This is a genomic window from Volucribacter psittacicida, from assembly GCF_004339025.1.
GTDB classification, from domain to species: Bacteria; Pseudomonadota; Gammaproteobacteria; order Enterobacterales; family Pasteurellaceae; genus Volucribacter; species Volucribacter psittacicida.
In genome coordinates this window covers 417,418-433,182 of the sequence record NZ_SMFT01000001.1, presented here as the reverse complement: position 1 = coordinate 433,182, position 15,765 = coordinate 417,418, and the positions used below count along the sequence as shown (strand labels likewise).

Sequence of the window (15,765 nt, the reverse complement as noted above, 5' to 3'; positions counted from 1 at the left end):
TGGAGCGGGAAACGAGGCTCGAACTCGCGACCCCGACCTTGGCAAGGTCGTGCTCTACCAACTGAGCTATTCCCGCTAAATTTGTTTAACCTGTTGTGCTAAACAACGAGGTGCATTTTACTGATTTATTTGTGTCAGTCAAATGAATTTTTTGAAATTTTTGCTGAACGCTTAAAAAAAATTCAATCTGCCAAATTTAAGGTTCAATTTCATCTAATAAACTGCCTTTTGCCGCTTTTAAATATTGAAGCATTGACCAAACAGTCAGTATAGCCGCGATATATAAAAAGATTACACCACTAATTTCCATGAGAGGGCTTTGTCGCCATAGTAGTGCAATTAAAGAGAACATTTGGGCTGTGGTTTTTACTTTACCTAACCAAGATACGGCAACTTTGCTACGACTTCCTATTTCTGCCATCCATTCTCTTAAAGCGGAAATAATAATTTCACGTGCAATCATAATAATCGCTGGAATGGTGATCCAAAAAGAATGATGATATTCCACCACAAGCACTAATGCCGCCGCGACCATAACTTTATCCGCCACTGGATCGAGAAAAGCCCCAAAACGTGTGGTTTGTTTCCATTTACGAGCTAAATAGCCGTCTAACCAATCTGTCACGGAGGCGATTGCAAAAATCAATGCTGTCGCAAAAGGCGCCCAAGTAAAGGGGAGATAAAAGACGAGAATAAAAATGGGGATAAGCACCACACGAAATAGGGTTAAAAAAGTAGGAATATTTAATTTCATACCATACCTAATATTCATTTTATTAAAAATATTTAAAAACAGACCGCACTTCTTAATTTTTTTGTTGTAAATAACGTTCTACCGTATCCACAACTGCTTGGGTTTGTGTGTCAATTTCAATATTGACTTTATCCCCTATTTCTCTTGTTCCAATTAAGGTGCGATTTAATGTTTCAGGGATCAAATTCACACAAAATGCTTGTTGTTTTACTTCGCCAATCGTAAGGCTAATGCCATCAACCGCAATAAAACCTTTAGTGAGAATATATTTCATCATTTCTTGTTCAGGCAAAGTTAGCCAAAGTTGATAATTATTTTCACTGCTAATAATTTGGCTGACTTCTGCGGTACAAAATACATGCCCCGATAAGAGATGTCCGCCAATTTCATCGCCAATTTTCATTGCTCGTTCAATATTTACAAAGTCACCAACCTTTAACGCTCCCAAATTGGTGATTCTCAATGTTTCTTGCATTAAATCAAAGCTGACTTCATCGCCATCAATGTCCGTTACAGTTAAACAAACGCCATTATGAGCCACAGAAGCCCCTGTTATTAAATTTTCACACATTTCTATTGGCATTTTTATACGGTGTGTTTTAAAATTCGGCTTTTCGGTAATCGCCACAACTTTGGCGATTCCTTGAACAATTCCTGTAAACATATTGTTCTCTCTACTTTAACGAAAAATGTACTTAATTATAGACTGATTTAATAAAATGTTTAATGTTATTTTATGAAAAAAAATCCTTCTTTTTCCCCTTATCAACAAGTAAAACAATTAATTAATATCGCCTTCCCTATTTTATTAGCCCAAATTGCCCAAAACTCAATGGGATTAGTGGATACCATTATGGCAGGGCGTGTCAGTGCGGCAGATATGGCAGCCATTTCAGTGGGGGCATCAATTTGGCTTCCTCTAGTTTTATTTGGACATGGATTGTTACTTGCATTACCCCCCACAATTTCTTATCTCAACGGTTCAGGGCAAAGACAACGCATTGCTCGTCAAATTAAACAAGGGATTTGGATAGTGTTATTTAGTAGTCTTCCCTTAGGCTTTATTATCTACCATAGTGAAATACTGATTCACTTTATGCAAATGGAAAGCCATTTAGCAGAAATTACGATTGGCTACTTGCACGCAATGTTATGGGGTTTACCTGCTTATTTATTATTAATTAATTTTCGCGGTTTAAATGATGGCTTAGCCAAAACCAAGCCCGCTATGGTTATTACATTATTAGGTTTACTCATTAATATTCCCCTTAATTATATTTTTATTTATGGCAAATTAGGCTTGCCTGCCTTTGGTGCAGTAGGTTGTGGCATCGCAACTGCCATCATAAATTGGTTAATGTGCATTATGATGATTCTTTATTGTAAATATGCTAGCCACCAACGAGATCTACAATTATTTATAAACATCATTGAAAAGCCACATTTGCCTACCATAAAAAAACTACTGAATTTAGGCTTTCCTATTGCTTTAGCCTTATGTGGTGAAGTGGCATTATTTGCTCTCGCTTCCCTATTTTTATCGCCATTAGGGGCAACCACTGTCGCTGCACATCAAGTCGCATTAAATACCAGTTCCTTTATTTTTATGCTACCTATGTCCTTAGGTATGGCAACCACCATTCTCGTAGGACAACGCCTTGGCGAAGGCTCAACAACTCGAGCCAAACAAATTACCTATACTGCCATCGGTGTGGGATTATTTATAGCCATCATTACAGCGAGTTGTACCGTACTCTTTCGTTATCAAATTGCCGCCATTTTTATCAAAGAATTGGATGTTATTGCAATTTCTGCTTATTTATTGTTATTGGCGGCGTTATATCAATTTTCAGATACCATTCAAGTGGTCGTAAGTGGGGCATTAAGAGGCTATAAAGATACCAAAGCCATTCTCTACATTACGTTATTTTGTTATTGGATTATAGGTATGCCATTAGGCTATTTACTAGCGATGACAGATGTCTTTGTTCCCCATTTAGGTGCCGCAGGATTTTGGTTCGGTTTTATTGTCAGTTTAACCCTAGCTGCAATTTTATTGTTTTATCGTATGCGAAAATTGCAAAGTATGCCAGATCAAGTGTTACTTGCGAAGTTAGAGAAAATAAAATAAGGAAAATGATGATTAAAAGAAATTTTATTATTAGTTTGTCTTTAATACTGTTTGCTTGTGGTAATATTAATCAGTCTGAAACTGTGCCGACAATGGTAGGAATAGCAAATCCTGCTTCAGTTTATTGTGAACAACAAGGTGGAAAATCGACAATAAGCGTAAATGAAGAAGGGAGTGAATATGGTTTATGTATTTTACCAAATGGTAAGCAAGTTGATGAATGGGATTTTTATCGTCAACAACAGTCTATAAAATCTTTTGATAATAAATTTGATGTGTTGATTATTTATTATGATTTAGCTAAACGTGAGCAGGTATTAATTGCTATTGTTCAACAGCAAGCAGAGATTGTTTATGATTATAAAAATTTTTCTGCTTTTGCAATAAAAACAGCTCAACCAGTGAAAACGAAAAAAAATTTGCAACGAGTAGAAGGCATTTTACAAGTACAATTTGATGGGAAACAACAATTACATAGGAATATGTAATAGTAAAGAGTGGTATTATTATTTTCTTTCCATCTTTATTATTTGAATTATTATATCAAGATTGGATAATCTTTATCCATTTTTTAACAATTATTTTGTCGGTTGCCCTGAATTAGTTTGGTGTGAATATTATAGTTGTCCCATTTTAAAATAAAATGAATGTGCCAAAGCAGTATTATTTTAAAGAGGAACGGCGATAGCCCCTTTGTCATTTGGCTTGAAACCCTGTACAATAATCCAATTTTCTAGCATAAAAGAGCAATAATTGAGGTCATAATGAGTAACCTTGTTGATAACGAAAAGAATTTGACAGAAAAAAACGCAGAAAGTCATAAACCTAGTAATTTTATTCGTCAAATTATTGATGAAGATTTAGCCAGTGGTAAACATACAAAAATACATACCCGTTTTCCGCCAGAACCTAATGGTTATTTGCATATTGGACACGCCAAATCCATTTGTTTAAATTTTGGTATTGCGGAAGATTATCAGGGCTTATGTAATTTGCGTTTTGATGATACCAATCCTGTGAAAGAAGATGTGGAATATGTAGAGTCCATTAAACAGGATGTAGAATGGTTAGGATTTCATTGGGCAGGCGAGCCTCGTTATGCGTCCGATTATTTTGATCAGCTTTATGACTATGCCATTGAATTAATTGAAAAAGGCTTGGCTTATGTGGACGAATTAACGCCAGAGCAAATGCGTGAATATCGTGGTACGCTGACTGAAGCTGGCAAAAATAGCCCTTATCGTGATCGTTCTGTGGCAGAAAATCTCGCCTTATTTGAGAAAATGAAAAATGGCGAATTTGCGGAAGGCACTGCTTGTTTGCGTGCTAAAATTGATATGGCATCGCCATTTATGGTAATGCGTGATCCTGTGTTATATCGGATTAAATTTGCGCATCATCATCAAACGGGAGATAAATGGTGCATTTATCCAATGTATGATTTTACTCATTGTATTTCCGATGCCATTGAGCGTATTACCCATTCATTATGTACATTAGAATTTCAAGATAATCGCCGTTTGTATGATTGGGTATTGGAGCATATTTCCATTGAACGCCCGTTACCTCATCAATATGAATTTTCTCGTTTAAACTTAGAAGCCACCTTAACCTCTAAGCGTAAGTTATTGCAATTAGTCAATGAGCAAATTGTTGATGGTTGGAATGATCCAAGAATGCCGACCATTTCGGGCTTACGCCGTCGTGGTTATACCCCTGCGGCTTTGCGTGAGTTTTGTCGTCGTATTGGGGTAACCAAGCAAGATAATGTGGTGGAATATAGTGCATTAGAGGCTTGTATTCGTGAAGATTTAAATGTGAATGCCCCTCGAGCGATGGCGGTGGTTGATCCGTTAAAAATTGTGATTGAGAATTTTACGGGCAAGGAAATCTTGACTGCTCCTAATCACCCAAATCGCCCAGAATTAGGCGAGCGTCAGTTGCCATTTACTCAAGAAATTTATATTGATAAAGCCGATTTTCGTGAGGAAGCGAATAAACATTATAAACGCTTGGTGTTGGGCAAAGAGGTGCGTTTGCGTAATGCTTATGTGATTAAAGCGGAGCGTGTTGAGAAAGATCAAAATGGCGAAATTACCACAGTATATTGCAGTTATGATCCTGAAACTTTAGGTAAAAATCCTGCGGACGGGCGTAAAGTAAAAGGGGTGATTCATTGGGTATCCGCCCAAGATTGTTACCCAGCGGAGTTTCGTTTGTATGATCGCTTATTTAGCGTGTCAAATCCGTCCGCTGAGGAAGATTTATATCAAGCACTTAATCCAACCTCTTTGGTGGTTAAGCACGGTGTGGTAGAGCAGAGTTTATTAAATGCACAGGCGGAACAAGCCTATCAATTTGAGCGTGAGGGCTATTTCTGTGCGGACAGCAAAGATTCACACCCAGAACATTTGGTATTTAACTTAACGGTCAGTTTAAAAGAAAGTTTTTAACTGAATAAACTCAAGGCATAGCGAGATCCCGATCTCGCTATTTTTGTTTAATATTTATAAAGTGCGGTCAGTTTTTCAAAAATTTTTATCAGCAGAGTAGCCTATGACAGCAAATCATCTTAGCCCACAATTTTGGCAGCATAAATCCTTAATGGAAATGAATGAACAGGAATGGGAAGCCTTATGTGATGGTTGCGGTAAATGCTGTTATCGTAAATTTATTGAGGGACGAGGCAAACGACAACGACTTTATTTTACCCGTATTGCTTGTAATTTACTGGATCTGAAAACAGGAAAGTGCGGTCATTATTCTCAACGTTTTCGCCTTGAACCCGATTGCACCAAACTCACCAAAGCCAATTTGCCCGATTTTACCTGGTTACCGAGCACCTGTGCTTACCGATTATTATACGAGGGAAAACCCCTTTACCCTTGGCACCCTTTGCTAACAGGCGATCCTAATAGCACAAAAAATGCCAATATTCCTATCGCCAACGGCATTCACGAAAAAGATGTGATTGATTGGTTTGAGTTTGTGATTGAAGAGGATTGAGGGGGTATCCGCTCCAACGCATCGGTTGGAGCCTGATGTTATTCTCCTTTTTTCTTTACCACTAATCCTGCTGGGGCTTGAGCTACTGGCATGATTTCAATGCGATTAATATTCATATGTGGTGGGCATTGAGCAATCCAAGCAACGGTATTGGCAATGTCTTCTGGGGTAATATAATCCACATTGGCATAAAGTGCTGAAGCCTTGCTATCATCGCCATAAAAACGCACATTAGAAAACTCTGTACCGCCACATAATCCAGGTTCAATATTGGAAACACGCACGCCCGTCCCAACTAAATCGGCGCGCAAATTTAAGCTAAATTGTTTAACAAAGGCTTTAGTACCGCCGTAAACATTACCACCGGGGTAAGCATAAGAACCTGCGATTGAGCCGAGATTGACAATTAACCCTTGCTTACGTTTAACCATGGTTGGCAAAATAGCGTGGGTAATGGTAACTAACCCTGTTATATTAGTGGCAATCATCTGTTTCCAATCCTCAAGGGAAGCATTTTGTGCCGCTTCAATCCCTAAGGCTAACCCAGCATTATTTACCAATATATCAATCTCCTGCCATTCTGGCGGTAGGCTAGCAATGGCATTCAATGTTGCTTGTTCATCACTAATATCAAAAGCCAGAGGTAAACAATTTTCCCCTAACTCTTGTTGTAAGGCTAATAAACGATCTTGACGGCGAGCGGTAACAATCACTTTATAACCTATTCCCGCTAATTTACGGGCAATCGCCGCACCAAAGCCTGCACTTGCTCCTGTGATTAATGCAATCATGGTTTTTCTCCTTTTCATTCATTTTTATGGAAGTTTCTTGTATCGTTGTCCTATATTAAAATAATATGTTGTTGGTACGCCTTGTCGTACTCTTTATGCTGTCTTTGGCGTATCGCCTTATCTTATTTTGAATTGGGACGATTTATAGTATAAATAAAATAAATTTTAATAAGAATAAGTCTTAGATAAATATTTGTGAATACTAAAATCTACTTGCCAACCTGAGAATTTTTATTTAAAATTTGCCCGTTTTTTGTCATAAAAATGGCAAATCTTCTTGCTTTTGGTCTAACAAGGATTGCCTATGGGCTAGCAAGCAAGGCTAACCGTTATTATTAATTGACTTAGAGGAACATATTATTAAAACTGCAAAACGCGCTCCAGCGAATAATCGCCCTAACCGTATCAATGAAGAAATTAGGGTGAAAGAAGTCCGCTTGATTGATCAACATGGTGAACAAGCAGGTATTGTATCTATTCAACAAGCATTAGAGCAAGCTGAACAAGCTGAATTGGATTTAGTGGAAATCAGTCCGAATGCAGAACCGCCCGTTTGTCGTATTATGAATTATGGCAAATACCTCTATGAAAAAGATAAAGCGGCAAAAGAGCAGAAGAAAAAGCAGAAAGTTGTACAAGTGAAGGAAATTAAATTCCGTCCGGGTACAGACGAAGGCGATTATCAGGTAAAACTACGCAGCCTGATTCGCTTTTTAGAAGATGGGGATAAAGCTAAAATCACTGTTCGTTTCCGCGGACGTGAGATGGCTCACCAAGAAATTGGCTTAGACGTCCTTGAGCGAGTGAAAAATGATCTTGCAGAGATTTCTGTGGTGGAATCTGCACCAGGGAAATTAGAAGGTCGTCAAGCGGTTATGGTATTAGCCCCGAAAAAGAAATAATTAGTGCTAGCACAAGTAATAATAAATTGATTAAATCTCGGTTTAATCAATTTTTATTCGCCTAATTATGGTGTATTAACTTAAACAATGCGGAGTTTCTAAACAATGCCTAAAATTAAAACAGTACGTGGTGCTGCTAAACGTTTCAAAAAAACAGCGTCTGGTGGCTTTAAACGTAAACAATCTCACTTACGTCATATTTTGACTAAAAAATCAACTAAGCGTAAACGTCATTTACGTCATAAAACTATGGTAGCGAAAGCAGACCAAGTTTTAGTAGTTGCGTGCTTGCCTTATGCATAAGCACTTGTCGTACGATTAGTTAATTTTAGTTTAAAATAGAGAAATAGGAGATTAAATAATGGCTCGTGTAAAACGCGGTGTTATTGCAAGAGCACGTCATAAGAAAATTCTTAAGGCTGCTAAAGGTTATTATGGTGCACGTTCACGTGTTTATCGTGTTGCATTCCAAGCGGTAATTAAAGCTGGTCAATATGCATATCGTGACCGTCGTCAACGTAAACGCCAATTCCGTCAATTATGGATTGCTCGTATTAACGCAGCAGCCCGTCAAAACGGTTTATCATACAGCAAATTCATCAATGGCTTGAAAAAAGCCTCTGTTGAAATCGATCGTAAGATCCTTGCTGACATTGCAGTATTTGACAAAGTGGCTTTTGCTGCTTTAGTTGAAAAAGCAAAATCAGCACTTTAATTTACTAAAGTGTTATTGATTATGATAAGGGGAACATAAGGTTCCCTTTTTTCGTATATAAACATATCCATTAACTTTATTGAGTGATTTTTTTGAAGTGGAATAACGATATTTGAGCATAATATGATTTATGATTTACATAGCCATAGCACCTTTTCAGATGGCATATTGACTCCAACGGAATTGGTTATTCGTGCGAAACAGAAAGGTGTGGAGATTTTGGCATTAACGGATCATGACACTGTGGCAGGATTGGCTGAGGCACATCGTGCGGCACAAGATTATGGCATTCGGTTAATTAATGGTGTGGAAATTTCTACCCTTTGGCAAAATAAAGAAATTCATATTGTGGGTCTTGGCTTTGATGTACAACATAGCGCTATACAACATTTATTAGCCACTCAAGCACAATTACGTCAACAACGGGCATTAATGATTGCGGATAAATTAGCTTTATTAGGTATTGAACAAGCCTTTGTCGGTGCCAGTGCCTTGGCAAATGGAGAAGTAACTCGTGCTCATTATGCCCGTTATTTAGTCAATCAAAGCAAAGCGAAAGATATTGCCCAAGCCTTTAAACGTTATCTTGCTCAAGGCAAGCCTGCTTATGTGAAACCCCAATGGTGTGAGATCGAAAGTGCGATTCAGGCGATTCATCAAGCGGGCGGTTTGGCGGTGCTTGCTCATCCTTTACGTTATAATATGACCAATCGCTGGATTAAAGGTTTAATTGCTGACTTTTGCCAATGGCAAGGCGATGGTTTAGAGGTAGCGGGGTGTGGACAAAATGTGCAGCAACGTGAGTTATTATTAAGATGGGCGAAAGAATTTGATTTATGGTGTTCCGTAGGATCAGATTTTCATTTTCCTTGTGCGTGGATTGAGTTAGGTAAATCGTTGGCGTTGCCAGCTGATTGCAAATTCATATTACAACATCAAATTTTTCAGGAAAAAGATAAAAAAGTATAGTCTTTGAGCTAATCGGTATATAATGATAACCTTTCGTTATAACGGATAGAAGATATTATGAGCCAGTTTTTTTATATACATACAGAAAATCCGCAAGTGAGATTAATTCATCAAGCGGTGGAGATTTTAAAAAATGGTGGGGTAATTGTTTATCCTACCGACTCAGGCTATGCTTTAGGTTGTATGATTGGCGATAAGCACGCTATGGAGAGAATTGTGCGTATTCGTCAATTACCCGAGGGGCATAATTTTACGTTAGTTTGCAGCGATTTATCTGAGTTATCCACCTATTCTGTGGTAAATAATACCGCTTACCGTTTAATTAAAAATAATACGCCGGGGCGTTATACCTTTATTCTTACCGCCACAAAAGAATTGCCACGCCGTTTAATGACATCAAAGCGTAAGACCATCGGGATTCGTGTGCCAGATAATCAAATCGCTTTAGATTTATTGCGAGCTTTAGGTGAGCCAATTTTATCTTGTTCGTTAATGTTACCCAATGATGAATATTTCACTTATTCTGATCCAGAAGAAATACGTGAACGTTTAGAACACCAAGTGGATTTAATTATTCATGGTGGCTATTTAGGACAGCAACCTACCACTGTGGTGGATTTGACAACAGATAGCCCAACGATTTTGAGAGAAGGTAGCGGATCTACCGAGCCTTTTATTTAGATATTTTTGCATACAATGACGCTTGAGAAAGCGACAAGAGGTTATATGAAACAAAATAAACATTCAGCAACAAAACATAATTCGTCCCTCACTGTGGAAAAGAAAAAATTGACAACATCAACGATCAAAGGCGAAAAATTACAAAAAATATTAGCACGAGCTGGTCAAGGTTCTCGCCGTGAACTTGAAGCAATGATTAGCGAAAATCGTGTGAGTGTTGACGGCAAGATTGCCCAGTTAGGCGATAGAATTGAAGTTAAAGAAAATACCAAAATACGGATAGATGGGTATTTGGTTAATTTAAAAACCGCCCAAAAAGAAGTTTGTCGCGTGTTAATGTATTATAAACCCGAGGGTGAACTTTGTACTCGCCATGATCCAGAGGGACGAGCCACCGTCTTTGATCGTTTACCCCGTTTAACAGGAGCAAGATGGATTGCCGTAGGGCGTTTAGATATTAATACATCGGGTTTATTATTGTTTACGACCGATGGCGAATTAGCTAATCGTTTAATGCACCCAAGCCGCGAAATTGAACGGGAATATTCAGTAAGGGTATTTGGCGAGGTCAATGAAGCTATGCTACAACGTTTGCGTAAAGGCGTACAATTAGAAGATGGCCCTGCGAAATTTAACCGTATTACCGCTAGTGGTGGGGTAGGCATGAACCAATGGTTTGATGTTACCTTAATGGAAGGACGTAATCGAGAAGTAAGACGATTATGGGAATCGCAAGGGGTTCAAGTGAGCCGTTTGATCCGAATTCGTTATGGTAATATTAAATTAATTAAAAGTTTACCTCGGGGAGGTTGGCAAGAAGTGGATCTCGCCACCGTAAATTACTTACGCCAGTTAGTGGATTTACCACCAGAAACGGAAACAAAGTTAGATTTAACCAAAACAAAACGTCGTCCGAAAACCGCCAAAATCCGCAAAGCGGTAAAACGTTATTCGGAAATGAGCAAGCGTTATAAAAAATAAATCATTAAATGGGTAAAGTGCTATGAAAATCCAACAACTTCGCTATATTGTTGAAATTGTTAACCAAAACTTAAACGTGACTGAGGCAGCAAATGCGCTTTATACCTCGCAACCGGGGATCAGTAAACAAGTACGTTTATTAGAAGATGAACTGGGTTTAGAAATTTTTGAACGCAATGGCAAACATATCAAAAGTGTCACTCCCGCAGGTGAGAAAATCATTGCTATTGCAAGGGAAATTCTCGTAAAAACGCAAGCAATAAAATCCATTGCCAACGAATATACACGCCCTAACCACGGCGTATTACGTATCGCCACGACCAATACCCAAGCACGCTATATGCTGCCAAGCATTATTCAGCGTTTTTGTAAGCAATATCCAGAAGTGAGTTTACATGTTCATCAAGGATCGCCAACACAAATTTATGACGCTTTATTATCGGGCGAAGTGGATCTCGCCATTACCACCGAAGCACAATATTTATTTGATGATGTGGTGTTATTGCCTTGTTATATGTGGAATCGCTCTGTGATTGTGAAGTCCGATCACCCATTAGCACAATGTAAAAACCTTACCATTGAAGAATTAGGTAAATACCCTCTAGTCACTTACACCTTTGGTTTTACAGGGGTATCCGATTTAGATTATGCCTTTAATCAAGCAGGCATTTTACCGAATATCGTGTTTACAGCAACGGATGCTGATGTCATTAAAACCTATGTACGGTTAGGTTTAGGCGTAGGCATTATGGCATCGATGGCACATACACAAGCGGATTCAGATTTACTCGCTTTAGATGCAAGTCATTTATTTAAAGCCAGCACCACCCAAATCGCTTTTAAACATAGCACCTTTTTACGCAATTATATGTATGATTTTATTCAATATTTCTCCCCACATCTTACCCGCACCCAAGTGGAAAAAGCCGAGAGATTGCGTGATAATACCGCTATTCAGAAATTGTTTGATGGGATTACTTTGGAGGTTAAGTAATAGCGCCGTTTTTCATTAATTGTTAGACAAAGTGCGGTCAAAAATACAAAATTTTTGACCGTTTTTATTAATTATTTGATTTATATTGTAATACTGATTTTTGCTTAGAAGGTTGAATACCAAACATACGATGATATTCTCGGCTAAATTGGGTTACACTTTCATAACCAATATGATAACAAGTGGCAGTAACGGAGGTGTTTTCTGCTAATAGTGCTTTAGCTTTTTGTAAACGCAAGGTTTTTTGATATTGCAACGGACTAAAACCTGTTAATGTTTTAAACCCTTTATAAAGGCTAGCTTCACTCATACTAATTTGTTTTGCTAATAAAGGAATACTTAGTGGCTCAGTATAATGTTGATTTATCCAGTTTACCGCTTGTAATAGAGCGGTTTGTTTTTCTTGTCCAAATAAAAAATCCACAATATTTCCACCAATTTGGCTAGTCATTAAATAATAATGTAATTCTTTATGGATTAATGGTTGGATAATTTCAATATCTTTTGGGCAATTATAGAGATCCAATAATCTTGCTAAACAACCTAATAATTTATCGTGTTTGATTAGGGTAAGTTCAGGACTATTGATATTGTCATTGTCTTTTTTAGGAGCAAGATGTTGAAATTTTGCAAATTCGTTTAAGTCAAGGAAGTAGTAAAGAGCCTGAAAGTTCTGTTTTTTATCGCCTTTTACTGTGACATAAGTAGGTTGTTGCAATAAATTAATATGAAATTGTTGAGCAATATATGTATGGCAGGTACTTTCTTTTTGGCTAATCATTTCCCCTCGGTTTATCCAGATAAGTGCAGGGATGGCGTGGCGAAAGAAATGTTGTTGGTGAAGTTTTGCAGAACGTGCGATTAATCTCGGAATAGATGAATTAGGCTCACTTTCTGTCGCTGGAATGTTATGTATTCCATATTGATCGAACCAGTGATGAATCATTTGTTTATATAATAAGTCAAACATCATTTAATAGAAACAGGCAAATATTATAGAGAATTAGGCAAGTATTATATTTGACACTTTTCTATAATGCCAAGATTTTCTATTTGTTAATGCTATGTTATTTAAGAGGCGAAGATGCAGGACTTTCAAGATCAAGGTTATGTTTTTAAACCTCACGAACACCCTGTTATGCCCGGTTCTCCCGCAACGCCAGATCATAGCCCTAGACGCCGTTTATTTTATTCTTTTATTGCCATTCTATTGGCAATCACCTCGGGGCTACAAAATGGTTTATTATTGGTTTCATTGCCCTTGTTACGTGGAGAATTAGGCTTAGATTTATTGCAAGGCGGTTGGATTACGGTTGCTTATTATATTACTTATGCCTGTATTGGTATGTTATTTTTTAAAATGCGTCAACAAATTGGCGTTTCGCATTTTATTAAATTAACATTGACTTTATTACTCATCAGTAATGGTTTGCAATTATTTTTTAATAGTTATTATACCGAGTTAATAGCAAGAGGGTTAAGCGGATTATCTGCTAATGGGGTAATGGTTTTATCCATGTATTATTTTATGCAAAGTTTGACGGGCGAAAAACGTTTAGTCGGTGCGCTTTTAGGCTTAGGCATAATGCAATTAGGTACTCCATTAGGACAAGTATTATTGCCTTTCTTAGTGCAAGATGGTGAAATGCATAATGTTTATAGCTTTCAATTTGCATTGACCCTGATGGTAGTGAGTTTGCTGACGTTATTTCCTTTACCTCCAAGCATAAGAGTTAAGGTTTTTGAACCCTTAGATGTATTCGTTTTCCTCTTATTTGCTACGGCAATAGGTTGTCTTTGTACTTTTTTAGTACAAGGAAGAATTGTTTGGTGGTCAACAGAATGGTTAGCATATTTTTTATTAATCGCAGTGCTCTTACTAGCAATTTGTTTTTGGTTGGAAACCCATCGAGCAAAACCTATGCTAGATTGGCATTGGATTGCTAATCCTCAAATAATTTCTTTTGCTCTTGCAGCAGCATTACCTCGTATATTTTTATCTGAACAAAGTGTAGGCGCAGCGGGGTTAATGAATGCCTTGGGGATGACTTATACTGAAATGCAAATTTTTTATTCGATGGTTTTATTTGCTTCAGCATTAGGTTTAGTTGCGAGTTTATTATTATTGAATATTCAAGATATTCGGCGAACATTGCCTATTGCTTTGCTCTGTATTGCTATAGGTGCTTGGCTTGATATGGGAGCGAATGTCAATACACGCCCTTACCAATTCTATCTCAGCCAATTTTTTATTGGATTTGCCAGTTTACTTTTTATCGGATCATTTTTATTGGAAGGAATGGTTAGAGCTTTAGCCGTTAGCCAAAATCATATGATAAGTTTTGTGGCGGTTTTTAGTTTTTCACAAACGGTAGGCGGATTATCTGCTGCCGCAGGTTTTAGTGCCTTTGTTACAATACGTACAATATTATTCATCGATTATTAAAGATCCTCAAATAAATTCAGCCCAATCAGTCAGTTTATTGATCTCAGAGGCAACTCAACAAGCCACAGTATTGGCTTATAATGATTTATTTTCCTTAATTTTTTATACGGCAAGTATCGCATTTTTAATCAGCTTATTCTTACGTTTTTATAGACGCTATAAAGGTATTACCTTATTAGGTAACGAGTTATCAACACTAGCTAAAATGATGAAACAATAATGAGAGAGTGAAATATGACACAAACGACAGAAAAAAAATGGCAACCAAAGCAACGTTCTCTTAAAGTGACGTTATGGTTAATGATTGTATTTTTTACGGCAATCCTATTGATTTTATATATTTGGCGATTACCGCCTTTTTCTCTGACTTCTGTGCAAACGAATAATGCTTATATTCGGGGGAATACCACCTTTCTTAGTCCCAAGGTAACAGGTTATGTAGAACAAGTTTTAGTAGAGGATTTTGATAAGGTTGAACAGGGACAAGTTTTAGTCAAAATAGAACAACAAACTTATCAAGCGAAGCAACAACAAGCAGAAGCAAACTTAATGACCCAACAAGCTAGCTTGCAAAATATCAGTCAACAAAGGGAAATAGCAAAAGCAACTATTGAATTACGTAAAGCTGGGATCATGAGTGCCGAAGTATCATTCAATAATGCTCAAATTGAAATGGGACGAGCAGAAAAATTATTAAAAACTAATGCAATTTCCAAAAGAGAATACGATAATATTGCGGCAAGTTTAAAACAAGCTAAAGCGAGTTTATTGCAAGCTCAGGCACAGCTTACTATTGCTGAACAAGATTTAGCAAGTATTGCCAGTAAAGAGAAAAGTGCTGAGGCAATGGTAATTAATGCACAAGCGGCTTTAGCGTTAGCACAGCAAGATTTATATAACACCTTGATTAAAGCGCCTGTGAATGGAAAGTTAAGTCAAATTAGTGTGAAACAAGGACAGTTTGTAAATGCTGGAACACAATTATTTTATCTCGTTCCGTCTCAATATTGGGTGATTGCGAACTTTAAAGAGGCTGATACAGAACATATCAAAGTAGGACAGACCGCTAAAATCAAGGTTGATGCTAGGAGGACGAGCATTTACAGGTAAAGTCGTTGAAATTTCACCTACTACAGGTGCTGAGTTTAGTGTACTAAAAGCAGATAATAGCACAGGAAATTTTGTCAAAATTGCCCAGCGAATAGCAGTTAAAATTGAATTTGATCAAAATCAAGCAGATTTACAACATCTTGCTCCAGGAATGTCGGTAGAAACGCGAGTATATTTTGATTATTAATTTAATTATTGCAAGCAAGATCAAGTGGTAAGGACAAAATGAGATTTTGTCCTATATAATCGTTGTATTTTGAAATAATGTTATAAAACCCACAAGTA

Annotated in this window: 19 protein-coding genes and 1 tRNA gene; 15 read left to right on the top strand and 5 right to left on the bottom strand. The window is 37.4% G+C overall.

The window, feature by feature from the left end:
* The 3 genes from EV694_RS01985 to EV694_RS01975 form a co-directional block, all read right to left on the bottom strand.
* A tRNA-Gly gene (locus tag EV694_RS01985) sits at positions 1-76 on the bottom strand.
* A gap of 120 nt (positions 77-196) precedes the next feature.
* Positions 197-754, bottom strand: a complete 558-nt coding sequence (pgsA, locus tag EV694_RS01980; protein ID WP_132688485.1) for a CDP-diacylglycerol--glycerol-3-phosphate 3-phosphatidyltransferase — start codon at positions 752-754, stop codon at positions 197-199.
* A 52-nt stretch (positions 755-806) separates the two neighbouring features.
* Positions 807-1,418, bottom strand: coding sequence for a riboflavin synthase subunit alpha (locus EV694_RS01975; RefSeq protein ID WP_132688482.1), 612 nt, complete (start codon positions 1,416-1,418; stop codon positions 807-809).
* A 72-nt stretch (positions 1,419-1,490) separates the two neighbouring features.
* Between EV694_RS01975 and EV694_RS01970 the strand changes: the two genes are divergently transcribed.
* The 4 genes from EV694_RS01970 (at position 1,491) to EV694_RS01955 (ending at position 5,891) form a co-directional block, all read left to right on the top strand.
* A complete protein-coding gene (locus EV694_RS01970) occupies positions 1,491-2,885 on the top strand; it encodes an MATE family efflux transporter (RefSeq protein ID WP_132688479.1) in 1,395 nt (464 codons plus the stop codon).
* Positions 2,886-2,893: 8 nt separating this feature from the next.
* Positions 2,894-3,373, top strand: a complete 480-nt coding sequence (locus EV694_RS01965) for a putative hemolysin (protein ID WP_132688476.1) — start codon at positions 2,894-2,896, stop codon at positions 3,371-3,373.
* A 276-nt stretch (positions 3,374-3,649) separates the two neighbouring features.
* Positions 3,650-5,338, top strand: a complete 1,689-nt coding sequence (glnS, locus tag EV694_RS01960; protein ID WP_132688473.1) for a glutamine--tRNA ligase — start codon at positions 3,650-3,652, stop codon at positions 5,336-5,338.
* Between the two features lie 103 nt (positions 5,339-5,441).
* Positions 5,442-5,891 carry a YcgN family cysteine cluster protein gene (locus EV694_RS01955; protein ID WP_132688470.1) on the top strand — a complete coding sequence of 150 codons (450 nt, stop codon included), beginning with the start codon at positions 5,442-5,444 and terminating at the stop codon, positions 5,889-5,891.
* A gap of 38 nt (positions 5,892-5,929) precedes the next feature.
* Here EV694_RS01955 and EV694_RS01950 read toward each other — a convergent pair whose 3' ends face one another.
* Complete coding sequence (locus EV694_RS01950; protein ID WP_132688467.1) at positions 5,930-6,682, bottom strand: SDR family oxidoreductase; 753 nt, start codon at positions 6,680-6,682, stop codon at positions 5,930-5,932.
* 338 nt (positions 6,683-7,020) lie between these two features.
* On the opposite strand from EV694_RS01950, the gene infC reads away from it, so the two are divergent.
* The 7 genes from infC (at position 7,021) to cysB (ending at position 11,924) form a co-directional block, all read left to right on the top strand.
* The gene (gene infC, locus EV694_RS01945; RefSeq protein ID WP_481584870.1) at positions 7,021-7,584 is read left to right on the top strand and encodes a translation initiation factor IF-3; all 564 of its coding nucleotides are present in this window, start codon (positions 7,021-7,023) and stop codon (positions 7,582-7,584) included.
* Between the two features lie 105 nt (positions 7,585-7,689).
* A complete protein-coding gene (gene rpmI, locus EV694_RS01940; protein ID WP_132688461.1) occupies positions 7,690-7,887 on the top strand; it encodes a 50S ribosomal protein L35 in 198 nt (65 codons plus the stop codon).
* A gap of 58 nt (positions 7,888-7,945) precedes the next feature.
* Positions 7,946-8,299, top strand: a complete 354-nt coding sequence (gene rplT / locus EV694_RS01935) for a 50S ribosomal protein L20 (protein ID WP_005546410.1) — start codon at positions 7,946-7,948, stop codon at positions 8,297-8,299.
* Positions 8,300-8,422: 123 nt separating this feature from the next.
* Positions 8,423-9,268, top strand: coding sequence for an RNase RNM (rnm, locus tag EV694_RS01930; RefSeq protein ID WP_132688458.1), 846 nt, complete (start codon positions 8,423-8,425; stop codon positions 9,266-9,268).
* Between the two features lie 57 nt (positions 9,269-9,325).
* A complete protein-coding gene (locus EV694_RS01925; protein WP_132688455.1) occupies positions 9,326-9,949 on the top strand; it encodes an L-threonylcarbamoyladenylate synthase in 624 nt (207 codons plus the stop codon).
* Between the two features lie 45 nt (positions 9,950-9,994).
* A complete protein-coding gene (rluB, locus tag EV694_RS01920) occupies positions 9,995-10,930 on the top strand; it encodes a 23S rRNA pseudouridine(2605) synthase RluB (RefSeq protein ID WP_207859771.1) in 936 nt (311 codons plus the stop codon).
* Positions 10,931-10,952: 22 nt separating this feature from the next.
* The gene (gene cysB / locus EV694_RS01915; protein ID WP_132688449.1) at positions 10,953-11,924 is read left to right on the top strand and encodes an HTH-type transcriptional regulator CysB; all 972 of its coding nucleotides are present in this window, start codon (positions 10,953-10,955) and stop codon (positions 11,922-11,924) included.
* Positions 11,925-11,991: 67 nt separating this feature from the next.
* Here cysB and EV694_RS01910 read toward each other — a convergent pair whose 3' ends face one another.
* Positions 11,992-12,894: a helix-turn-helix domain-containing protein gene (locus EV694_RS01910; RefSeq protein WP_165865484.1), complete on the bottom strand. Its 903-nt coding sequence runs from the start codon at positions 12,892-12,894 to the stop codon at positions 11,992-11,994.
* 114 nt (positions 12,895-13,008) lie between these two features.
* On the opposite strand from EV694_RS01910, the gene EV694_RS01905 reads away from it, so the two are divergent.
* The 4 genes from EV694_RS01905 to EV694_RS01895 are packed head-to-tail and all read left to right on the top strand — an operon-like array spanning position 13,009 to position 15,667.
* On the top strand, positions 13,009-14,370 hold the full coding sequence (locus EV694_RS01905; RefSeq protein WP_207859770.1) for an MFS transporter: 1,362 nt from the start codon (positions 13,009-13,011) through the stop codon (positions 14,368-14,370).
* Positions 14,333-14,590 (top strand): hypothetical protein, encoded by a 258-nt coding sequence (locus EV694_RS10930; protein ID WP_207859769.1) that lies wholly within the window; start codon positions 14,333-14,335, stop codon positions 14,588-14,590. Before EV694_RS01905 ends, EV694_RS10930 begins: the two co-directional genes overlap by 38 nt.
* A 14-nt stretch (positions 14,591-14,604) precedes the next feature.
* Positions 14,605-15,480 carry an HlyD family secretion protein gene (locus EV694_RS01900; RefSeq protein ID WP_132688443.1) on the top strand — a complete coding sequence of 292 codons (876 nt, stop codon included), beginning with the start codon at positions 14,605-14,607 and terminating at the stop codon, positions 15,478-15,480.
* Positions 15,452-15,667, top strand: a complete 216-nt coding sequence (locus EV694_RS01895) for an HlyD family secretion protein (protein WP_132688440.1) — start codon at positions 15,452-15,454, stop codon at positions 15,665-15,667. Before EV694_RS01900 ends, EV694_RS01895 begins: the two co-directional genes overlap by 29 nt.
* The last annotated feature ends 98 nt before the right edge of the window (positions 15,668-15,765 follow it).